We start from the raw sequence: 22,916 nt of genomic DNA, 5'->3' as shown, positions 1-22,916 counted from the left end.
CATTTTTTCCTCCATTTTCAATGTAATTTAAAGGAAGATCCGCCGATATAATTTGTAAATTATTGAAAGAAGGTTCAAAAGGAAATGAAAAAAACACTCACCACTATTCGCAGATCATCAATTGCAAGGAGACTTATTATTTCTTTCCTGCTGATCTTAATTGTTCCGATAACCGCCCTTTCGGTTAGCGCTTATCAATCAGCAGTTGCCTCACTTGATGTACAGATGACGCAAAGCGCAAAGGAAAATGTTCAGATATTAGATCACATCATTGATGATAAAATCAGCACTACTGAAAAAAGCCTCGCATATTTCAGCGATTGGGCTACAGCAGAAAAATTTCAGGATAAAAAGAAAACAGAGCTGAAACAGGAATTTAAACAATTTATCCAAATGAATGATAATGTCGCTGCGGTATTTTCAAGCGGCAAAGACGGGGACTTCACACGTTATCCGTACGCTGACATGCCAAGCGACTTTAATGCTTTGGAACGAGATTGGTACAAAGAAGCAATGGCCAATAAAGGCAAAACAATTGTCACTGAGCCTTATGAATCGATTTCATCAGGAAAAATGGTCGTCACCATCGCCCGTCAAACGGTGGATGGGTCAGGCGTTGTCGCCATTGATATGAAAATTGATGACTTAGTCACTACCGCGAAAGGAATCAATATCGGAAAAGAAGGCTATGCTTTTATTTTGAGCCAAAACAAGAAAGTCATCGCCTACTCCGGAGAAAAAGCGGGAACAGAGCTAAAAGGGGACTGGGTTGATAAGCTCTACAAGGATAAAAGCGGGGACTTTGAATATACGTACAAAGGCAAAAAGAAAAAAATGGCATTTGCAACAAGCCAAACAACAGGCTGGAAAATCAGCGGCACGATGTATGCAAACGAGATTCACGATGCTGCAAGCAGGGTTCTGATCATGGCTTCAATCGTTCTGGCGATTGCCATCGGAGCTGGAATGACGGCGATTTATTTTGTGATTCGATCCATCACAAAGCCATTGAGACGCATTGTCGCATCCGCTGAAAAAATTAGTGAAGGCGATCTAACCGAAACGATTGAAATCAATTCAAAAGATGAACTCGGCGTTCTGAGTGAGAGCTTCAATCATATGGCACACTCGCTTCGCTCGCTCATTCACGGGATCAAAGACTCAGTAGAACACGTTGCCTCCTCGTCTGAAGAGCTGACTGCATCGGCAGACCAGACAAGCAGAGCCACTGAGCACATTACGATGGCTATCGAGCAATTTTCAAACGGCAGTGAAAGCCAAAGCGAGAAAATAGAAACGACAACCGAACAAATTAATGAAATGAATGACGGATTGGCAGAGCTGGCGCGGGCTGCAGCAGTGATTACAGAAACATCCGCAGATTCAACCGAAGTGTCAAGCAAAGGGGAGACACTCGTCCAGAAAACAGCCGGCCAAATGAACACAATTGACCATTCCGTAAAAGCAGCGGAACAAGTGGTGAAAGGGCTGGAGATCAAATCAAAGGATATCACGAATATTTTGCGTGTCATCAACGGCATTGCGGATCAAACCAATCTTTTGGCTTTAAATGCCGCCATTGAAGCTGCCAGAGCGGGTGAATACGGCCGGGGCTTCTCAGTCGTCGCTGAGGAAGTGAGAAAGCTCGCGGTACAGTCGGCTGACTCAGCAAAAGAAATTGAATCGCTGATCAGTGAAATAGTAAAAGAAATTCACACATCACTGAACGTGCTTCAGTCCGTAAACAAAGAAGTTGAAACAGGGCTTGTCATGACGGATGAAACTAAACAGAGCTTCAAACATATATCGCAAATGACCAATCAAATTGCTTCCGAGCTGCAAAACATGAATGCGACGGTTGAGGAGCTGTCAGCGGGAGCTCAAGAAATTTCCGCAGCTTCAAATGATATCACTGCCATTTCTAAGGAAAGCTCGGATGGCATCCAAGATATCGCCGCTTCAGCTGAGGAACAGCTGGCATCCATGGAGGAGATTAGTTCATCTGCACTGACGCTTGAAAGAATGTCTGAAGAACTCCGTGATCTGACAAAACAATTTAAAGTAGACAAATAATAGGTCTAAAATACTATTTATTTATGGGAAATTAGTTACTTTTGTTAAATTTCTTCTTTTTTGCTGTATATATTTACCCATTTCCAGCCGATATGAAGGGTAGCATAAAAAAGGAGAAATGAATGATGAAAAAAATACTCCAACTCATAAAACAAAGATCAATTACACGGAAGCTTCTCGTTTCCTTTCTGTCGATCCTCATCATACCGGTTGTCATATTGGCGATCTTTGCGTATCAATCGGCTAGCAGCTCACTCGACAGACAGATGATGGGGAGCGCATTGGAAAATGTACAGCAATTAAACGAAATCATTAACACCAGCATCGGCGAAAAAGAAAACAGTGCTGATTATTTCAGCGAATGGCTGACAAAAGAGAAATACAATGCAAAAAGCAATGCAAGCATTGCAGAGAAATTCTCACAATATATCAGCATTAACAAGGATGTAGAATCCATTTATACAAGTGACACAAAAGGGCACTTTACCCGCTATCCGGATCTTCCGATGCCAAGCGGCTATAATCCGGTTGAACGCGACTGGTACAAAAAAGCGGTTGCAAATAAAGGGAAAGTCGTGATCACAGACCCTTATAAAACCGCGTCGACAAATACGATGGTTGTGACAATCGCCCAGCAGACAAAAGATGGTTCAGGCGTTATCGCAATCAACATGACGATTGAAAATCTGCTGAAAACAACCAAAAAAGTCAACATCGGCACACAAGGCTACGCATTTATCATGACGAAGGACAAAAAAGTTGTCGCACACCCTAATGAACAATCAGGAACTGAATTAAAAGGCGACTGGCTCGATAAGATGTTGAGTGCTGATAAAGGCGATTTTCAATACACCATGGATGGCGATAAGAAAAAAATGGCCTTTGACACAAACAAGTTGACGGGATGGAAGATCGGCGGCACCATGTATTTGGATGAAATCCATGAGGCAGCCCAGCCTGTCCTTCACCTTGCTTTAATTGTCTTGGCCGCAGCTATTATCATAGGGATTATCGTCATGACATTGATCATTCGGTCGATTACAACACCGCTGAAACAGCTTGTCGGTTCCTCTAAGCGGATCAGCGAGGGAGATTTGACGGAAACCATTGATATCCGTTCAAAAGATGAATTGGGCGAGCTCGGCAAAAGCTTTAACAATATGGCGTCGTCACTTCGTTCTCTCATACACGCCATCCAGGATTCGGTAGACAATGTTGCCGCTTCCTCTGAGGAGCTGACTGCATCAGCTGCGCAAACGAGCAAGGCAACAGAGCACATTACATTGGCGATTGAACAATTTTCTAACGGCAATGAAAAACAAAACGAAAACATTGAAACGGCAGCAGAGCACATTTATCAAATGAATGACGGGTTGACGAATATGGCTCAAGCTTCTGAAGTGATCACTGATTCATCTGTTCAATCGACAGAAATTGCAAGTGAAGGCGGCAAGCTTGTTCATCAAACCGTCGGCCAAATGAATGTCATTGACAAGTCCGTTAAAGAAGCGGAGCAAGTCGTACGCGGATTGGAAACGAAATCGAAAGATATTACAAACATTTTGCGTGTGATCAACGGCATCGCAGACCAGACGAACCTGCTTGCCTTAAACGCAGCAATTGAAGCAGCGCGCGCAGGCGAGTACGGCCGCGGCTTCTCCGTTGTAGCGGAAGAAGTAAGAAAACTGGCAGTACAGTCAGCAGATTCAGCAAAAGAGATTGAAGGATTAATCATCGAAATTGTGAAGGAAATCAATACATCACTCGGCATGTTCCAATCTGTCAATCAAGAGGTGCAGACAGGACTTGACATCACAGATAAAACAGAAATGAGCTTCAAACGCATTTCTGAAATGACGAACCAAATCGCCGGCGAACTGCAAAATATGAGTGCGACGGTTCAGCAGCTTTCTGCCAGCTCCGAAGAAGTTTCGGGAGCGTCTGAGCACATTGCATCGATTTCAAAAGAAAGCTCAGCGCATATACAAGATATCGCGGCGTCAGCTGAAGAGCAGCTAGCTTCCATGGAAGAAATCAGCTCGTCTGCAGAGACCCTTTCCTCTATGGCGGAAGAGCTTCGGGATATGACCAAACGATTTAAAATTGAATAATAAGCCTTAACACCCAAGCTTGTTGCGCTTGGGTGTTTTTTTTAGTTTTTTTATTAAACCTTTTATCCTAGTTTGACGATATTAGATTTATCTTAAAGGAGGAGTCAACGAGAATGGGAAAATTCATACAATGGATCAAACAGCCATCGATCAGCAAACCGCTAATCGCTGCGTTTCTGGCAGTGCTTATTTTGCCGGTTGGGGTTTTAGCATATTTCAGTTATCAATCAGCTTGGAACGCGTTAGACAGAGAGCTCATAAGCAGTGCGAAGGGAAATGTTGAAGAACTAAACAGTACGCTGCAAAATAAATTAGAAGATAAAGTAAAAGCAATAGATTATTATAGTGAGACAGTCGATAAAGACATATTGTTAGGCAAAAACAAAACATTACTGAAAGAGAAATTTAAGCAGTACACGACACTTAACGACGATGTAGGCGCAATCTATGCTGCCTCAGAAGATAAGAAGCTTTATAAATATCCGGATAGCGGTGTTCCGAAAGGTTTCGATCCGACAGGACGTGACTGGTACAAACAGGCGGTTGCGGAAAAAGGACAAGCTGTTTTCTCAGAACCGTATACCGATGAAGCGACAGGAGATATCGTTGTCACAATTTCAAAACAATTAAAAGACGGTTCAGGGGTTATAGCGCTAGATTTAAACCTGGATGAAGTGCTTACTGCATCAAAAAGAATCAAAATCGGAAAAGAAGGCTTTGCATTTATTACGACAGGCAACAAAAAATATATCGCCCATCCGACCATTAAGCCGGGGACAACCGGTTCCGGCGATTGGACAAACCAAGTATATTCCAAAAAAGAAGGCTCATTTGAATATACATTCGAAGGCAAAGAAAAGAAAATGGCCTTTACGACAAATAAACTGACTGGCTGGAAAATCGCGGGCACATATTTTGTCAGTGAATTGCAAGATGCTTCAAGCCCGGTGCTGAACACTGCGGTTATCATTCTATGCGTGTCAATAGTAATCGGCGGCATACTCATACTCTATATTATCCGTGCCATCACCAAGCCGTTAAGAAAACTTGTCTCAACGTCTGCAAAAATCAGCAGCGGAGATCTCACAGAAGTCATTGACATTCACTCGAAAAACGAGTTTGGCCAGCTTGGCGAAAGCTTTAATGAAATGTCTGCATCATTGCGTTCTGTAATAGGCGTTATTCAAACGTCTGTAGAAAACGTCGCTTCATCTTCTGAGGAGCTGACAGCAAGCGCAGCCCAAACAAGCAAGGCAACTGAACATATTACACTTGCCATCGAACAGTTCTCAGATGGCAACGAGGCACAAAGCGAGAAACTGGAAACAAGCTCAAATCATCTTTCTCAAATGAACGAGGGGATTTCAAAAGTGGCTCAAGCCTCTTCAACCATTACGAAATCATCGATTCAGTCCTCTGAGGCAGCGGGCAGCGGAGAAAAGCTGGTGGAGCATACAGTCGGCCAGATGAAAACAATTGACCAATCCGTTCAAAAAGCGGAAGCGGTTGTGAAGGGCCTTGAAACAAAATCGCAAGACATCACAAGCATCTTGAATGTGATTAACGGCATTGCTGATCAAACCAACCTGCTTGCATTAAATGCTGCGATTGAGGCGGCAAGAGCGGGAGAATACGGAAGAGGTTTCTCAGTAGTTGCGGAAGAGGTTAGAAAACTTGCTGTACAATCAGCAGACTCCGCCAAGGAAATTGAAGGATTAATTCAAGAGATTGTCAGGGAAATCAGCACCTCACTTTCAATGTTCCAATCCGTGAATCATGAAGTGAAAGAAGGCTTGCAGATTACGGATCAAACAGCGGAAAGCTTTAAACAAATCTATGAGATGACAACCCAAATTTCCGGCGAATTGCAAAACTTGAACGCGACGGTTGAACAACTGTCAGCCGGATCACAGGAAGTGTCAAGTGCTGTTGAAGATATTTCTGCAGTGGCGAAAGAAAGCTCAGCAGGCATTCAGGATATCGCAGCTTCGGCGGAAGAACAGCTTGCGTCCATGGAAGAAATCAGCTCTTCAGCGGAAACGTTGGCAAACATGGCGGAAGAACTTCAGGACATTACGAAGAAATTTAAAATAGAATCATAATGAAACGAGAAAGCGGCATATCTGCTGCTTTCTTTTTTTGTTAAAAAGCAAAAATAAACAAAAACGATTCAAAAACAAACAGAAATCATATATAATGAAAACGGATACAAATAAAAGGGTATGGAGGAATATCAAATATGGTGAAACATATATGGGATTCAGAGCGAGCTGCACAGCTACCTAAAGGTGTAGAGGAATTGGTGTACAGGTCCAATCTGATCGGGTCAGACCGCACTGTCTGCAACTGGGGCGGGGGGAATACATCTATGAAAACAACGGAAAAGGATTTTAGAGGCCGTGAAATAGAAGTCATGTGGGTAAAAGGAAGCGGATCGGATTTGGCAACAATGAAAGCGCATAACTTTTCCGGTTTGAAATTAGATGATATCCGCCCGCTGATTAAAAGGGACCAAATGCCCGATGAAGAAATGGTAGACTACCTGTCTCATTGTATGATAGACAGCAAACATCCCCGCCCTTCAATTGAAACGCTATTACACGCTTTTCTGCCATACAAACATGTTGACCATACCCATCCAGATGCGATTATCAGCATATGCTGTGCGGATAATGGAAAACAAATCGCTGAAGACATTTACGGAAATCGGTTTGTATGGGTGCCATACGTCCGTCCTGGATTTACTTTGTCTAAAATGATCGCTGAAGGCGTAGCAAACAACCCCCACGCCGAGCTTGTATTAATGGAGAAACACGGCTTAGTCACTTGGGGAGAGACGTCTGAAACATGTTATCAAAAAACGATATCCATCATTCAAGAAGCCGAGCAGTATATTAACGATCGTATCAATCAGCATGAGGTATTCGGAGGCAAAAGGTATCAGCCGCTGCCGGAGGATAAAAGAAAACAAATCTTGGCAGGCATCATGCCTGTGATCAGAGGAGCAGTAAGTGAAGAAAAGAAAATGATCCTTTCCTATGATGATCATGACGATGTCTTGGAATTTGTAAACAGTGTCCAAGCGCCAGCACTTTCGCAAATCGGTGCGGCATGCCCGGATCACCTTGTTCACACAAAACGGGTTCCGCTGTACATTGATTGGAATCCGGAAACTCAAGATGTGCACAAGCTTGCAGATCTGATCAAGTCAGGAGTCGAGACCTTTACATCAGAGTATCAGGCTTACTTTACACGCAATCAGCAGGATGGGGATCAAATCTTTGAATCCGCCCCGCGGGTGATATTGATTCCTGGAATCGGAATGGTGAATACAGGAAAAAGTTATGCGATGTCTAAAGTAAGCGGGGCTTTATATCGGAGGGCCATCGCCGTAATGAAAGGAGCAACCGCTCTGGGGCAATTTGTTTCTTTACATGAAAATGAGTCCTACCATGTCGAATATTGGCCGCTCGAACTATATAAACTCACGCTGGCCCCGCCGGAAGCAGAATTTTCCCGAAAAGTAGCGCTGATAACTGGAGGAGCCGGCGGAATCGGCAGTGCGGCATGCCGCCGATTTGCAGCTGAGGGAGGGCACGTGATCGTAGCTGATCTGAATATAGAAGGCGCACAGAAAATTGCCGGGGAAATAAACGATGCATACGGAAAAGGACGGGCAATGGCTGTCAAAATGGATGTGACAAAGGAGGAAGACGTACAGTCAGCTTTTGAACGAGCGGCGCTTGCTTACGGCGGCATTGATATCGTCGTCAATAATGCCGGGCTGGCCACATCAAGCCCATTTGACGAAACAAGTCTAAAAGAATGGAATCTTAATATGAATGTTTTAGGAACAGGCTATTTCCTTGTAGCCCGTGAAGCGTTTAAACAGATGAAACATCAAAATAGAGGCGGAAGCATGGTATTTGTCGGATCGAAAAATTCAGTTTATGCGGGAAAAAACGCCTCTGCCTACAGCTCTGTTAAGGCGCTTGAAACCCATTTAGCAAGATGCATCGCAGCAGAAGGCGGAGAATTCGGCATTAGGGTCAACTCCGTTTTGCCTGATGCAGTTCTTCAAGGATCGGCAATCTGGGGTTCAAGCTGGCGTGAGGAACGAGCCGCGGCGTACGGGATTGAACCGGATCAGCTGGAGGAACATTACCGGAAACGGACAGCATTGCTCGTCAATATTTACCCGGAGGATATTGCCGAAGCCATTGCATTCTTCGCTTCTTCCAAAGCCGAAAAAACAACGGGCTGCATGATCACGGTAGACGGCGGCGTCCCTGCTGCTTTTACGCGTTAGATATATGCTATGATAAAAATATAAGACGGACTACGATATGAGGAAGGGCGTTACCGATGCTAGTAGCAGAACGGCAGCAAAAAATAGTGGAAATAGTAAATATGCGTTCAAGCATCCGCGTTTCCGAATTAAGTGACATTTTTTCAGTCACAGAGGAAACCATTCGGCGTGATCTTGAAAAGCTTGAAAAAGAACATAAACTGAGCCGGAGCCACGGAGGAGCGGTCAGTATTCAGCAGAAGGAATCAGAAATTCATTTTTCTGAACGGGAAATCACGAATGTCATCGAAAAAAAAGCCATCGCTCACGAAGCGGCCAAATATGTAAAAAGCGGAGACCGAATCATTCTCGATGCAAGCACAACCGCTTGGTACATGGCAAAAATACTCCCTGACATTGAGCTCACCGTGATTACAAACTCAATGAAAGCAGCTATTGAACTCAGCAATAAAGAAAACATATCAGTCATTTCAACAGGCGGCATTTTGCTGGAAAAATCATTATCATTTGCCGGCCCGTTAGCAGAGCGTTCACTTGAGACCTATCATGTCAATAAAACCTTTCTGTCATGTAAGGGATTTGACGTACACAACGGGATGAGTGATTCAAATGAGTGGCAGGCGCTGCTCAAAAAACGGATGATCGAAAGGTCGGACCAGACCATTTTGATGGCCGATTCAAGCAAATGGGGGAACCGCGAGTTTTCACATATCGCCTCGCTGCAAGATGTCAGCCGCCTTATTACGGATTCTGGACTTGATCCGGCATCGGTAAAAGCTCTTGAGGACAAAAAGGTGAAGGTGACAGCTGTTCCTCTTTCGAAGAGAGGGTGAAAGGATGATTTATACTGCCATTGATGTAGGCGCATCAAGCGGGAGAATCATGGTAGGTGAACTGAATGAAGGGAAGCTTGACATACAAGAGATTCACAGGTTCGCTAACGGTTTCAGTCAAAGAGACGGGCATTGCTTATGGGATATTGATCATTTGCTAAAACAAATCCTGCAAGGACTGCAAAAAGTAAAGACGCTTGGGTATGAACACTGCACCGTAGGCATTGATACATGGGCAGTCGATTATGTCTTACTGGACGAAAAAGGCGATCGGTTGCGGGAAGCAATCTCCTACCGTGATAGAAGAACAGATCACACAATAGACAAACTGGAACATACCCTCTCAAAAGCCGCAATTTATCAAAAAACAGGAATACAATTTCAGCCTTTCAACACGATCTATCAATTGTTTGAAGAAGACCGTGAGCTGCTGAAAAAGACAGACAAAATTATGATGATTCCTGATTATTTAGGCTATTGTTTAACCGGAAAAGCTGTAACGGAAATCACAAACGTGTCCACAACACAGCTTTTAAACGTCTCAACGGGAAATCTTGATCCTGAATTGCTTGAAGCCGTGTCTGTTCTGGAACAGCAATTTGCGCCGCTCACTGAACCGGGGTGTGAACTCGGGAAGCTAAGAAATGAGTGGTTCCCGGATTATGATCTCCCGGCGTGCAAGGTGATGACAGTCGCAACACATGATACGGCCTCGGCCGTCATTGCGGCGCCAGGCGTAAATGATGGCTGGGCGTATATCAGCAGCGGAACATGGTCGTTAATCGGGGTTGAAAACAAAACACCGATAATAACTGATCTTGCTTTAGAAAACAACTATACAAATGAACGCGGCGCAAACAACACCATTCGCTTTCTCAAAAACATTATCGGCATGTGGGTGATACAAGAAGTCAAACAGCAGCTACAAGCAGATTATTCTTTTCAGCAGCTTGCAGAAGAAGCCAAAAAAACAGAACCATTCCAGCAATTTATAAACTTAAATGATAAACGTTTCCTGAATCCAGAAAACATGATAAAGGAAATACAACATTATTGCAGACAAACCCGCCAAAAGATTCCCCGTACTGCAGGCGAACTTGCCTGCTGCATCTACAGCAATTTAGCCATCATCTATGCGATAGCCATCAAAGAGCTCGAAACAATCACAGAAAAACCGATCGAGCAATTTCATATCATCGGCGGCGGAGCCCGGAATGATTTCTTAAATCAATTAACGGCAGACATGAGTGGAAAAGCGGTATATGCAGGGCCGATAGAGGCAACTGCCACCGGAAATCTTTTGATGCAAATGATTGCTGCCAAAGAAGTCAAAGACATAAAAGAAGCCCGGCAAGTCGTCAGAAATTCCTTTCCGATCAAAGTGTTTACACCTAAAGACATTGATAGAAGCACGATCATTCAGTCATTTCAGCAAACTGTTTTGAAAGCGCTATCTAAATGATGAAGAGGTGAAAAGGTTTGAAAAGAAAAGCCAGTATCATGTTTGTCCATCAAGACAAGTACGAAGAATACAAACAGCGGCATGATGACATTTGGCCTGAGATGGCAGAAGCACTCAAAGCTCATGGAGCACACCATTATTCCATTTTTCTAGACGAGGAAACAGGCAGGCTTTTTGCATATTTAGAAATAGAGGATGAAGAGAAATGGAGAAAGATGGCGGACACGGAAGTTTGCCAAAGATGGTGGAAATCGATGGCGCCATTAATGAAAACAAATTCGGATTTCAGTCCTGTTGCGATAGATCTAAAGGAAGTTTTTTATTTGGATTGAAAAACTGATAAAGGGAGAGAGCCGTATGACCATAAAAGCCAATTATGACAGTGCAAAACAGGCATATGAAAAATGGGGAATTGATGTTGAAGAGGCGCTTCGGCAATTAGAGCAAGTGCCCATTTCGATCCACTGCTGGCAGGGTGACGACATTGAAGGCTTTGAAGTAAATAAGGGCGAGCTTTCAGGCGGAATTGACGTGACCGGCAATTATCCCGGAAAAGCGCAAACTCCTGAAGAATTAAGAAGAGATTTGGAGAAGGCTCTTTCTCTCATTCCTGGAAAGCACCGCGTAAACCTGCATGCGATATACGCAGAAACAAACAGGGAAGCGGTAGAACGTGACGAATTGAAGCCGCAGCATTTTGAAAACTGGGTGAAATGGGCAAAAAACCTTGGTCTCGGTTTAGATTTTAATCCAACCTTGTTTTCGCATGAGAAAGCGGCTGACGGACTCACCCTTTCACACCCTGATCCGGACATCAGAGAATTTTGGATCAGGCATTGCATCGCTTGCCGCCGTATCGGGGAATACTTCGGGAAAGAATTAGGAACACCTTGCTTGACGAATATTTGGATTCCCGACGGCTATAAGGATATCCCGAGTGATAGGCTGACACCGCGTAAAAGACTAAAAGAATCACTGGATCGGATCTTCTCAGAGGAGATCAGTGAACAACATAATCTTGATTCAATCGAGAGCAAGCTGTTCGGGCTTGGCTCCGAATCATATGTTGTCGGATCTCATGAATTTTATTTAGCTTATGCTTTGACGAATCATAAGCTTTGTTTACTTGATACAGGCCATTTCCATCCGACTGAGACGGTATCAAACAAGATCTCGTCCATGCTGCTTTACACAGACAAGCTTGCCTTGCACGTATCGCGGCCTGTTCGTTGGGATAGCGACCATGTAGTGGTTTTGGATGATGAATTGAGAGAAATCGCTCTTGAAATTGTACGAAATCATGCTCTTGAGAAGGTAGCCATCGGTCTGGATTTTTTCGATGCCAGCATTAACCGTGTAGCCGCCTGGACCATCGGAACGAGAAATATGATCAAAGCTTTATTGTATGCCCTGCTTCTCCCGAACGGATATTTAAAACAATTGCAGGAAGAGGGCCGCTATACAGAAAGGCTGGCCCTGATGGAGGAATTCAAAACATATCCTTTCGGAGCCATCTGGGATTCCTACTGTGAGCAAATGGGCGTTCCGGTAAAAGAGGCATGGCTTTATGACATCAAAGAATATGAGCAACAGGTGCTTTTAAAAAGGAAGGCATCTTCTCCGATTGTCTAATAAAAAATCCGCCGCGGCATTTGCACGCGGGCGGATTTTTTTAAGCTTGATCAGCAGGGTATACAATCCCCATTTGCTTTCTTGCTTCTTCCATAATTTTTGCGGTGGTCAAAGACCGTTCAAATGTATTTTCTTCAGATTCCAGCTTATTCTCTTTTATAAGCGTGACAAATTCTTCTGCTTCATAGAACATCGCCGGTTTAGGATCAGGGATCGCGATGTTTTCAAGGCGGCCGTCCCGGTAGCGGATTTCAACACGTTCAGGCCGGTGAATCGTATCGATTACAATCGTCCCGTCTTCACCCTGGATTTCAGCCGGGGCATAGGAAGTAGAGATTTTGGAATGCATCAGAACAGCTTCGAACCCGTCGTAAGACAGAATGACAGTTCCTTCTCCGTCCACTCCGGAGGATAAAGCATATCCGTTTGCTTTTACATCCTTCGGCGCGCCAAACAACACAACAGCCGGATAAATACAATAGACGCCAATATCCATTAATGACCCATTGGAAAGCTCAGGCTGAAACGCATTCAAAACAGTTCCGCTTCTGAACGCGTCATATCGTGAGGAATACTGGCAGTAGCTTGCGGTAAATCTGCGGACAGTGCCGATTTTATGCAGGTGTTTTTTCAGTTCTTTGAAATTCGGCAGGAAAGTGGTCTTCATTGCTTCCATGAGAACAACGCCGTTTGCCTTAGCCGCTGAGATCATCTCTTCTGTTTCTTTTGTATTCGAAGCAAACGGCTTCTCACAAAGCACATGCTTGCCATGGTTCATAAAGAGAACGGCTTGTTCCTTGTGAAGAGCGTTCGGGCTCGCTATGTATACGGCATCAAAGCAATCGCTCGCCGCCATTTCCTGAAGGTCTGAGAAGGCATGCGCAGCGTTGTGTTTAGCAGCAAACTCGCCAGCGCGTTCAGCCGATCTTGAATAAACAGCAGTCAGCTGAAAATCTTCGATATCCGCTGCTGACTCAAGAAAGCGGTCTGTAATCCAGTTGGTTCCTATTATTGCAAAACGTATCACTCGTATCGCTCCTTTTGCATGATATAGCTAAATTATAGCTTAAAAAGAACAAAATCACATGATAGATATAAATAGAATGTTAAAACCGAGAAAGCTTTTCCAGCAATTAACGGTTTTTATTTTTCATTATAGGGACGATAGTGTACAATTTAATTAAACTATGTATGACGGAGGAACGATAGTGGAGACGTTGCAAACATGGAGCGGCAGATTCAAGCGATTCTTCTTGGATAATAAGTTTGTTTTATTTTTGCTTGTGCTGCTGCTGATTGGTTTAAATATTCTAGTATTTACAAAAACATCATTTATTTTCACCCCGATTATTGTTCTGCTCAAAACGATATCACTTCCGATTATTTTGACAGGCATTGTTTTTTATCTGTTAAACCCAGTCGTCGATTTTCTGGAGAGAAGAAGAATAAGAAGAATCTATTCTATATTGCTGCTATACCTATTGGTTATCGGGCTGATCACGATCACGATCGTGTCGATCATTCCCTTCTTAAAAGAACAAATTATGAGTTTGATTGACAATATCCCGAGATATGTGGACGTCGTAGAAAATCAGACGAAACAGCTGATTGGCAGCAACTTCGTCAATCAGGCCCAGCAAACGATGAACATTAATATATCTGATCTTGCTACAAAGGTTTCGGATCAGGCAGCGACGATCGTGAACAGCACCTTTACCGGTGTTGGGAATTTTATCGGCGCACTGACTGAGATTATCATTTCGATCGTCACGGTTCCGTTTATTCTATTTTATTTGCTAAAAGACGGAAGAAAATTACCGGTCTACATACTGAAGTTTGTGCCGACTCGATTGAAAGAACAGACATATACAGTCTTAAGCGAAATGAATCATCGGTTAAGCTCTTATATCAGAGGCCAGATCATTGTCAGCTTCTGTATCGGGTTTTTGCTGTTTATCGGTTATTTGATTATCGGGCTGGATTATGCTTCATTGCTTGCAGTCATTGCGGCTTGCACAAGCATCGTTCCATATTTAGGGCCAACGATTGCCATTACGCCTGCGATTATCATTGCCATAGTGACATCGCCGCTCATGCTGCTTAAGCTGGTGATCGTTTGGACGATTGTTCAGCTGATTGAAGGGAAGCTGATCTCTCCGCAAATTATGGGAAAAAACCTTCACATCCATCCGATTACGATTATTTTTCTGCTGTTAACAGCCGGCAAGCTGTTTGGCGTTGTTGGAATCATTCTTGCGATTCCCGGCTATGCGGTTGCCAAAGTCATTACGACACATTTATTTGACTGGTTTAAAATGCAGTCACATTTATACGATGAAGAAAAAAATGAAAATACGCCGGGGCATAAAGTGTGATTTTCGTTTATAGTTATATAAGACGGGCTTTCCATTTATGGGAAGCTCCCGTTATGTAAAAAAATAAATGTCTAATGGGGAGAATCAAAATCATGACTCTATGGGAATTGTTTGTAGCCGCCATTTTAGGAATCGTAGAAGGATTAACAGAGTACGCGCCGGTTTCTTCGACAGGACATATGATCATAGTAGACGACATCTGGCTAAAATCAAGTAATCTGATGTCAGAAGAAGCTGCTAACTCATTCAAGGTGGTTATTCAGCTAGGCTCCATTTTAGCAGTAGCTATCGTGTTTAAAGACCGAATTTTAAATTTACTGGGCTTGAAAAAAAATATTACAAGCGACCAGGAGCAGGGACATAAATTAAGCATTGCCCAAATTGCCGTCGGACTCGTGCCTGCAGCTGTTCTCGGCTTTTTGTTTGAAGATTACATTGATGAATATTTATTTTCCGTTAAAACTGTGGCCATCGGTTTAATTGCCGGGGCAATCCTCATGCTTTTTGCTGACTGGGTCAATAAACGGAAAACAGCGACAGACACACTCGACCGCATTTCCTATAAACAGGCGATAGCCGTCGGCTTATTCCAATGTCTTTCCCTTTGGCCTGGTTTCTCGCGTTCGGGTTCAACCATTTCCGGCGGTGTTATTCTCGGATTAAACCACCGAGCTGCAGCCGACTTTACGTTTATTATGGCGATGCCGATCATGATGGGAGCCAGCTTTCTAAGCCTCGTGAAGCATTGGGACAGCTTAAGTTCGGATCTGATGCCGTTTTTCATCGTCGGCTTTATCTGTGCCTTTGTGGTCGCACTGTTTGTCGTCCGTTTCTTCTTAAGGCTGATTAACAAAATCAAACTTGTCCCATTTGCAATCTATCGAATTATTCTCGGTGTGATTTTACTTTTGATCATGATGTAAGTCGAAAAATAAGGCTCTTTTCCGAGCCTTATTTTTTCTGTCAATTCAAGAGGAAACAGCTTGTTTTTCAAAATAAAATCATCTATAATAAACATGACGTTACATACGGGGCCATAGCTCAGCTGGGAGAGCGCTACGCTGGCAGCGTAGAGGTCAGGGGTTCGAGCCCCCTTGGCTCCATACCTTTAAACCCTTATTCGATAAGGGTTTTTTTGTTTTGAGGAAAAGGTTTCATTCTCTGAATCCTCCAGTTGAGTGAAGTCAAAGTGAGCAGTTTATCTGTCAATCATGAATTTTCCAATACCTCCTTTTGTTCCTCAAAGACCGTCATGTCTTCCAAAGGAGGGGAGTAGACATGAAGAGACACCATTCGTTCAGATGTTGGATTGGACATTTTGTGAATTAAACCTTTGGTTGAAATAAGGCATTCTCCTTCGTGGACAAAGTATGAATTGGAGAGTTCTGCGTGTTCGCCGGTTGAACGATAAATAGAATTAAGAAGCTTTCCTTCTAACACCATTGCACAACCAATGGATTGACCATGATCGTGTACTGTTGTCTCCTTGTTTGGCGGAATGTTAATCACGATAATTTCCAATTCATTATTTCGATAGATGGCATTTCGGCCGTAAGCGTACTGGTCTGGTTCCTTAATATACGGTTGACTCAATTTTGCTGCGTTTGGAATTTGTTTTAAAGACGTTGCTAAATCTTTAACCGATGGATTTTTCAAGCCGCCAAAAATGTCTTGGATACACTCATACAGTTCCATTCGTTTTTGCCTCCCTTACATTGGTATTTCATAGGTTAATTCATGGTATTTACCCATATACAATTTAGAGGCGGCAAACGCCCAGTGAACACAAAAAAATGTGGGGGTAAAATGTTGTCTTATCACCAACTTATTTGAGTTTATTAGTTGGAATAGTGGATTGAAAGGATTAAAACGGCCTGCTTTAATTCGCTTGAGGGAACGAGCAGGGATTCATAAGTGCAGTTCTAGACACAATATCGGGGAAAAGCTTTCAAGCTTTCTATGTTGTGCTTGAAATTTACTCCATTGACAAAACACAATCGATTTGAAATAATATTTGATTATATGCTCATTCATTCACATAATTATAATAAAATAATATCATTTCCCCTGAAAGGGAGAATATTAGAATGAAAGCTAATGGTATGCAAAATCTATTAGCTTCTTTTGTTTTCAAAAAATGATGTGTTTCGCATGTATTCATATAGGAAGGGATGACAACATGAAGACAAAACACTATTGGGTGATTTCTTTGCTCGCCGTCTTAGCGGTCGGGCCGGGATTGATGTCTAACACGGCATTGTCGTCAGTTCAAGGCCTTGTTCAGAAAACGGTTGGAACAAGTGTCTTTACATCAGTAAATCCGATATTGATCGGCAATATGGCCTTTGCCTTGTTAGTTCCGGCAGGACCGCTGCTGAGGAAAAAATTCGGTGCTCGTCCCGTCTATCTGGCTTCATTACCTGTCTTTATACTAGGCTCACTGCTCATCGCATGTTCAGGCGATATTGCATTGATGGCGGCAGGGCGCTTTTTACAAGGGGCGGCAACAGGCGTCATGCTGATGATTATGATTCCAATGCTTGTACTGTCATTCCCGATTGAACGCAGGAACTATGCACTGCTTGTGCTGATCGGGGGATTCTATGGTTCTGTTATCATCGGTACAATCCTGGGAACCATTGCAACAAGCTGCGGGCATTGGAGATGGCTGTTTTTCATCTTTGGCACCTTGTCCCTGATCGGTGTCGCGGTGAGCTATTTCTTTCTTCATGATGAGCATCACGGAGCGGCGGATCAAGAACAGCCGCTTGATCGTGCGGGAATTCTTTTATCTGTCTTCCTTGCCGCAGCCTCAGCGGTTTCATTCATTTTTCTGCAAAAATGGGGGCTGTCATCGGGTTATGTATGGATTGGTTTCGGGGTGACGTTATGTTTGCTCATTGGTCTATTGATTGTGGAATATAAAGTGAAAAACCCCTTCATATCTATTAAACTGATGCTGCTGCCAAAACCGGTGCTCGGCTTATTGATCATAGCTGCAGGGACGATAACGGTAGCTGTCAGCCTTTCTGCTTTTCAAGGCTTGCTCCGTCAAATGTATGATATTTCTCAGGAGCATCTCATTCTTTTAAGCTTGACTCTTTTAATCGGAGTGGCGATCGCGGCCATTTTGAGCGCTCTGTTATACGATAAAGTCGGACCAGGGATGCTCGGTATTATCGGCGGACTCATTCTCGTTTTTGTGAATTTTCAATGGCTGCATATACAGGATCGATCATCTCTTTATATGTTCGCGGCACTGTTTATCATGCTTGCAGCGGGAACAGGCCTGACAGTCGCCGCAGGGCTGATGGGAGCTGCCATGGGAGGCCCGCTGCCTGATTTGGTCAAGAGAATGACAGCTGTTCAGTTTTTAAGATTGTTTGTCTATATGGGAGTTCCCATTCTCATCGGCTTTTTCACGAAAAAAGATGCTGCCAGACAAAGCGGTTCGGTACAGGATTCTATGATGACTGCTTATCATGATCTCTTCTTCATTTCTTTTATCCTTAGCGTGCTGCTCGTCTGCCTGTCATTTTGTATGAATGCCACTGGAATGGGGCACAAGCTGGCACATAAACCACATGATAAAGCGAAAACAGCTCCGGAAAAACCGGCCGTCTCAGCACAAGGTTTGTCGAAGGCAACTGTCAAATCATATAAAGTAATAAATGATACGGAATATCGGAATGCACTCAGAAATTTACAAAAATAGAAACATGGTAAAAACCTTTTCATTGAGCGAAAAGGTTTTTATTTTGCAATCTTTTCCCAACTTTATCCCTAAAGAATTGAAAAATATTAGAAGTGCAAGTAAAATTCTAAAAGGTAGATTCTTTTACATTCGTAATCTTTTAATTCGAAGGAAGGTTTTCATGGCCCGTAAAAAACTTAAAAAACGTAAACTCTTGATTTCACTATTTTTCCTTGTATCGATTCCGCTAGCTCTGTTTGTTTTAGCGACAACTTTATCAAAACCGATTGAAATATCCAAAGAAACTGAAGAAATCGATGAACAGCAAGTATTTATAGACAGTCTGTCCGGACATGCCCAAATTTTGTATGAAAAATACCATGTTCTCCCCAGCATCACAATTGCTCAGGCCATTCTCGAATCGGACTGGGGGAACAGTGAACTGGCTGCTAAGGCCAACAACCTTTTTGGCGTAAAAGGGAATTATAAAGGCCATCATGTCACGATGGAAACGGACGAAGTTGAAAAAGGGAAAAGAAAAACCATTCGCGCGAAGTTTCGAAAATACAGCACGTTTTTTGAATCTATGGATGATCACGCCCAATTGTTCGTCCGTGGCACATCGTGGAATAAAAAGAAGTATAAACCGGTGCTTGAGGCAGGGAATTATAAGGAAGCGGCAACCGCCCTGCAAACATCAGGATATGCTACAGACCCTGACTACGCTGACAAAATCAGCGCTATTGTGGAAAAATACGATTTAGATGAGTACGATGAGGTAAATCCATCCCTCAAATCTGTGGATTTAAACGCCTCTATTAAAGACAGTGCCGTTCAAGACGTATGGTCCAAGCCTTCTACTGATGATCGGTCCATAAGGCTTACCTCTGCCCAATCTTACGTCGGCAAAGACATAAAGGTTGTGTCTAAAAAACAGAAAGGCCAGTCTGTATGGTACCAATTCCAAATCAATGATAAACTTATCGGCTGGATTGATGATTCAGCTGTTGAAATAAAGGAGGCAACCTAAGCCCTTTTTACTGGTATTTTTAATTCTTTGTTCCATTCCGGGGAATTTGAGGTATAATATTCCACGGAAGTTATCACTTTTTAACTATGCTTTCGGGAGGGAACAAAGGTGCAGAAATATAGACGCAGAAACACGGTTGCCTTTACAGTACTAGCTTATTTTACTTTTTTTGCGGGAGTATTTTTGTTTAGTATCGGACTCTATAATGCTGATAATCTGGAACTCAATGAAAAAGGTTATTACATCGCTGTTATGATACTTGTAGCAGTTGGTGCGATTCTTACGCAAAAAGTGACCCGTGATAACGCGGAGGATAACGAAATCATCGCGGAACAGGAAAAAAGACAAAATCAATCTCATATCGAATCATAAAAAATCCGGCGACTGCACGCCGGATTTTTTTGATATCACCCTGTAAACACTTCGCCATCAGGATAACGGATATTTGATTGCTCTGTTTTTGCGAATGAAAACACGAACGTTAAAGGACCAATTCTTCCGATAAACATGATGACAATGATGATACACTTGCCAGCTGTTGTCAGTTCAGGAGTAAGCCCCATCGTAAGGCCGACAGTTCCGAATGCGGAAAAGGTTTCAAACACAATTTGAAGAAATGGCGCTTGTTCTGTGATCGTCAGGGCGAAAATCCCTAAAAACACGATGAACAAACTGGTGACGCTCACAGCTAAAGCTTTAATGATAATCGGATATTTGATGGAACGGCGGAAAATAACCGTTTCTTTTTTACCTCTCAAGTAAGCAATAACAGATGTTAAAATCACGATGAACGTAGTCAGCTTAATGCCGCTCGCCGTTGATGCGCTTCCTGCTCCGATAAACATCAATAATAAAGTAAATACAATTGTTCCTTCTCTCATGCTTCCAAAATCTAGAGAATTGAACCCTGCGGTTCTCGGCGTCACTGCCTGAAAATAGGAGGCCCACAGTTTATCCACTATATGCAGGTGGCCGAGCGTGCCGGGGTTGCTGTATTCTAAAATAAAGACCGTAAGCATAGCGATCGCATTCAACATCAGCGTTCCTGTAAGCATGAGCTTTGTATGTAAAGAAAAAGTTTTAAAACGCCGATTTTTCATCACATCAAACAGAACCGTAAATCCGATCCCTCCTGTAATAAATAAGAAAGTAATCACGAGGTTCACTGTAGGATCGCCAACGTAGCTCATCAAATTATCAGGCCACAACGAAAACCCGGCATTGTTAAAAGCAGATATTGCGTGAAACAAACTTGCAAACAAGCCGGATGACCAGCCGTATTGAGGTACAAGCCGGATGGATAAAATGAGTGCTGCTATCAATTCAATACTGATCGAAAACAGAAACAGGACTTTGACAAGGCCAATGACACCGCCGATTGTCGGCTGGTTTAAGGCTTCCTGGACGAGCATTCGTTCTTTTAAGCCGATTTTTTTTCCTAATATCATGACGATCAAGACCGCAAATGTCATAAATCCAAGCCCGCCAATCTGAATCAGCCCCATAATTACTGTTTGCCCGAATACCGTAAATTGAGTGCCGGTATCGACAACAGCAAGCCCTGTAACAGTTGTAGCGGAAGCCGCAGTAAAAAGGGCATCTATCCATGACAATGGCTTCGTAGTGGAAATCGGAAGCATTAATAGGACAGCCCCGATGATAATGGTAAGGAAAAAACCAATGGCAAGCACTTGAGGCGGTGTAAACCGAACCCATTTGATCACTTTATCCTTTTGAAGTGTCACCTTTGTCTACATCCCTTCGTTTTCAAAACGTTTAATATCCTTTTTGTGGCCCATGATCACCAGGCAATCTTGCTCGCGAATGATGTCTTCAGGCGCGGGGGAAAGACAGATATCTCCATGATGTTTAATGGCCAGGATCGTGCAGCCGTACTTTGCTCTTACATTCAGGTCAATAATCGATTTTGAATCAAGCTTGCGCGTAGCCAGCAGCTCGACAATACTGTATTCATCAGATAGATCAATGTAATTCAAAACATTTTCGTCTGAAAGGCTTTGTGCGATTTTAACCCCCATATCTTTTTCAGGATGAATAATGCGGTCAGCGCCTATTTTTTCAAGCACCTTGTGATGATAATAGTTTTGAGCCTTCACCCAAATATTTGGAATATCAAGCTCCTTTAATAATAGGGTGGTCAGCGTACTCGCTTGAATATTTGCTCCGATGGCAACAATCACATATTCAAAATTGCGTATTCCTAATGAAAGCAATTCGTTTTCTTCGGTGGCGTTGGCAATTACCGCATGAGTGGCGTAAGAAGCATATGCATTGACCTTTTCTTCGTTGATATCAACCGCAAGGACCTCATGCCCCATTCTATGAAGTTCTTTACAAATGCTGCCGCCAAACCGGCCCAGCCCGATCACGGCAAATTGCTTATTTTTAATTCTTCCCAATGTTCATATCTCCCTTAGTGAATTAACGTTTTTGAAACAAAAAAGACCATTGCAAAGAATGGCCGATAATAGACCTCCTCTCTGTATACGCCTACGAGGTTAGCTGTCGGATTAGGGATTCAGAGTACCCCCTCTTACTTAGTAAGATTCACCCCAAGGCTGTTAATAAAACAGCCAATCGTTGGTTCCCCCGTTCGTGTTTGATTAAGCGGTAAAAGAGACTGTATGAAATTGAACACTCAAGAATTTACTCCTGTTTCTAGTGTTTGTCAATTTAAATTTTAAACCAGAAAAAAGATAACGGGGATTAGAGAAAAAGGGGAGGGTAAAACGCAAAAAAGACCGGCGTTAACCGGTCTTTTACATTAGTTGCAACCGCAAGGCTGAGTCGGAGGAGTGCTGCGCTTAGCCACGTCAATGCTGGCTTCTGCGTAAAATTTATTTCCGATGCTTAATGATTTATTCTCCGCACGGAAAGTATATGTACCAGCGGCAGGAAGTGTTTTGTTATTCAGTTTTAATTTGAATTCGCCAGCTCCTAACAAATCAAGTGCCAAAGGAACTCTTACTGTTTTCCCGTTATTGAGGATCTGTGTTGTACGCAAGGCATTTCCGTTCAATGTGTCTTTCGTGTTTGCAGTAAATCCGCTTGGCAATGTAAACTCCATAACGCCAAGGCTGAGAAGCGTGTTTGGACGGTAAGTCAATTCGATATCTGAGAAAGACCATTCCGTTTTGCTGGCGCCAGTGATTGTTGCGAACAATGAAGCTGTAGACTGTGTTCTCATAGTGGATTCAGTATGAGCTTTAGTTGATGTAGATTCAGCCGCGAAAGAAGCTGTAGGTGCAGAAACGAGTAACCCGAGACTTAATGCACTAATTGCCAAAGAAGATAATAATTTGCGTTTCATAACAAAATTCCCCCTAAAAAATGATAAATTAAACAGGCCTGCCCGCTTTTCACCTCCTCTGAAAGG

18 protein-coding genes, 1 tRNA gene and 1 riboswitch are annotated in these 22,916 nt (G+C 43.1%); of the genes, 14 read left to right on the top strand and 5 right to left on the bottom strand.

Translation table 11 applies throughout. The features are described 5' to 3' along the window. Positions 1 to 84 precede the first annotated feature (84 nt). From tlpA to rhaA, 8 genes are all read left to right on the top strand, one after another. The gene (gene tlpA, locus NST22_RS16350; protein ID WP_003243846.1) at positions 85 to 2,073 is read left to right on the top strand and encodes a methyl-accepting chemotaxis protein TlpA; all 1,989 of its coding nucleotides are present in this window, start codon (positions 85 to 87) and stop codon (positions 2,071 to 2,073) included. A 125-nt stretch (positions 2,074 to 2,198) separates the two neighbouring features. Then, positions 2,199 to 4,184: a methyl-accepting chemotaxis protein gene (gene mcpA, locus NST22_RS16345; protein WP_003244077.1), complete on the top strand. Its 1,986-nt coding sequence runs from the start codon at positions 2,199 to 2,201 to the stop codon at positions 4,182 to 4,184. A gap of 113 nt (positions 4,185 to 4,297) precedes the next feature. Next, entirely contained in the window at positions 4,298 to 6,286 is a 1,989-nt protein-coding gene (gene tlpB / locus NST22_RS16340) for a methyl-accepting chemotaxis protein TlpB (RefSeq protein ID WP_003243983.1), read from the top strand. A gap of 137 nt (positions 6,287 to 6,423) precedes the next feature. Then, complete coding sequence (locus tag NST22_RS16335; protein ID WP_003244479.1) at positions 6,424 to 8,493, top strand: bifunctional aldolase/short-chain dehydrogenase; 2,070 nt, start codon at positions 6,424 to 6,426, stop codon at positions 8,491 to 8,493. A gap of 56 nt (positions 8,494 to 8,549) precedes the next feature. Next, positions 8,550 to 9,326 carry a rhamnose catabolism operon transcriptional regulator RhaR gene (rhaR, locus tag NST22_RS16330; protein ID WP_009968057.1) on the top strand — a complete coding sequence of 259 codons (777 nt, stop codon included), beginning with the start codon at positions 8,550 to 8,552 and terminating at the stop codon, positions 9,324 to 9,326. A gap of 4 nt (positions 9,327 to 9,330) precedes the next feature. After that, a complete protein-coding gene (gene rhaB / locus NST22_RS16325; RefSeq protein WP_003243094.1) occupies positions 9,331 to 10,788 on the top strand; it encodes a rhamnulokinase in 1,458 nt (485 codons plus the stop codon). A gap of 17 nt (positions 10,789 to 10,805) precedes the next feature. Beyond that, positions 10,806 to 11,120, top strand: coding sequence for an L-rhamnose mutarotase (gene rhaM / locus NST22_RS16320; RefSeq protein WP_003243762.1), 315 nt, complete (start codon positions 10,806 to 10,808; stop codon positions 11,118 to 11,120). A 25-nt stretch (positions 11,121 to 11,145) separates the two neighbouring features. Next, on the top strand, positions 11,146 to 12,420 hold the full coding sequence (gene rhaA, locus NST22_RS16315) for an L-rhamnose isomerase (RefSeq protein WP_003244294.1): 1,275 nt from the start codon (positions 11,146 to 11,148) through the stop codon (positions 12,418 to 12,420). 40 nt (positions 12,421 to 12,460) lie between these two features. Here the strand turns inward: rhaA and iolU are convergent, their stop codons facing one another. Beyond that, complete coding sequence (iolU, locus tag NST22_RS16310; protein ID WP_003228926.1) at positions 12,461 to 13,447, bottom strand: scyllo-inositol 2-dehydrogenase; 987 nt, start codon at positions 13,445 to 13,447, stop codon at positions 12,461 to 12,463. 181 nt (positions 13,448 to 13,628) lie between these two features. Here iolU and NST22_RS16305 point away from each other — a divergent pair, with 181 nt between their 5' ends. The 3 genes from NST22_RS16305 to NST22_RS16295 all read left to right on the top strand — a co-directional run bounded on the left by NST22_RS16305 (position 13,629) and on the right by NST22_RS16295 (position 15,898). Further along, a complete protein-coding gene (locus tag NST22_RS16305; RefSeq protein WP_003244365.1) occupies positions 13,629 to 14,795 on the top strand; it encodes an AI-2E family transporter in 1,167 nt (388 codons plus the stop codon). A 92-nt stretch (positions 14,796 to 14,887) separates the two neighbouring features. Next, positions 14,888 to 15,718 carry an undecaprenyl-diphosphate phosphatase gene (locus NST22_RS16300; protein ID WP_003243397.1) on the top strand — a complete coding sequence of 277 codons (831 nt, stop codon included), beginning with the start codon at positions 14,888 to 14,890 and terminating at the stop codon, positions 15,716 to 15,718. Between the two features lie 107 nt (positions 15,719 to 15,825). Continuing rightward, positions 15,826 to 15,898, top strand: a tRNA-Ala gene (locus tag NST22_RS16295). A 106-nt stretch (positions 15,899 to 16,004) separates the two neighbouring features. On the opposite strand, the gene cdoA is transcribed toward NST22_RS16295, so the two are convergent. Continuing rightward, entirely contained in the window at positions 16,005 to 16,490 is a 486-nt protein-coding gene (gene cdoA / locus NST22_RS16290; RefSeq protein ID WP_003243534.1) for a cysteine dioxygenase, read from the bottom strand. Between the two features lie 484 nt (positions 16,491 to 16,974). Here cdoA and NST22_RS16285 point away from each other — a divergent pair, with 484 nt between their 5' ends. The 3 genes from NST22_RS16285 to NST22_RS16275 all read left to right on the top strand — a co-directional run bounded on the left by NST22_RS16285 (position 16,975) and on the right by NST22_RS16275 (position 19,891). After that, positions 16,975 to 18,510 carry an MFS transporter gene (locus NST22_RS16285; RefSeq protein WP_003243120.1) on the top strand — a complete coding sequence of 512 codons (1,536 nt, stop codon included), beginning with the start codon at positions 16,975 to 16,977 and terminating at the stop codon, positions 18,508 to 18,510. A gap of 160 nt (positions 18,511 to 18,670) precedes the next feature. Further along, entirely contained in the window at positions 18,671 to 19,519 is an 849-nt protein-coding gene (lytG, locus tag NST22_RS16280) for an exo-glucosaminidase LytG (protein WP_003228938.1), read from the top strand. A gap of 108 nt (positions 19,520 to 19,627) precedes the next feature. After that, positions 19,628 to 19,891 carry a YiaA/YiaB family protein gene (locus tag NST22_RS16275; protein WP_003222348.1) on the top strand — a complete coding sequence of 88 codons (264 nt, stop codon included), beginning with the start codon at positions 19,628 to 19,630 and terminating at the stop codon, positions 19,889 to 19,891. 35 nt (positions 19,892 to 19,926) lie between these two features. Here NST22_RS16275 and ktrB read toward each other — a convergent pair whose 3' ends face one another. From ktrB to bslA, 3 genes are all read right to left on the bottom strand, one after another. Continuing rightward, the gene (gene ktrB / locus NST22_RS16270) at positions 19,927 to 21,264 is read right to left on the bottom strand and encodes a Ktr system potassium transporter KtrB (protein WP_003243582.1); all 1,338 of its coding nucleotides are present in this window, start codon (positions 21,262 to 21,264) and stop codon (positions 19,927 to 19,929) included. A gap of 6 nt (positions 21,265 to 21,270) precedes the next feature. Then, positions 21,271 to 21,939: a potassium uptake protein KtrA gene (ktrA, locus tag NST22_RS16265; RefSeq protein ID WP_003243377.1), complete on the bottom strand. Its 669-nt coding sequence runs from the start codon at positions 21,937 to 21,939 to the stop codon at positions 21,271 to 21,273. 72 nt (positions 21,940 to 22,011) lie between these two features. Continuing rightward, positions 22,012 to 22,160: riboswitch (cyclic di-AMP (ydaO/yuaA leader) on the bottom strand. 144 nt (positions 22,161 to 22,304) lie between these two features. Then, positions 22,305 to 22,850 (bottom strand): biofilm surface layer hydrophobin BslA, encoded by a 546-nt coding sequence (gene bslA / locus NST22_RS16260; RefSeq protein WP_003243556.1) that lies wholly within the window; start codon positions 22,848 to 22,850, stop codon positions 22,305 to 22,307. Between the last annotated feature and the right edge of the window lie 66 nt (positions 22,851 to 22,916).

Origin of the sequence: Bacillus sp. PS237, from assembly GCF_037963345.1 — a bacterium.
In the GTDB taxonomy this organism is placed as follows: Bacteria; Bacillota; Bacilli; order Bacillales; family Bacillaceae; genus Bacillus; species Bacillus subtilis.
This window is presented reverse-complemented; position numbering and strand designations above follow the sequence as displayed.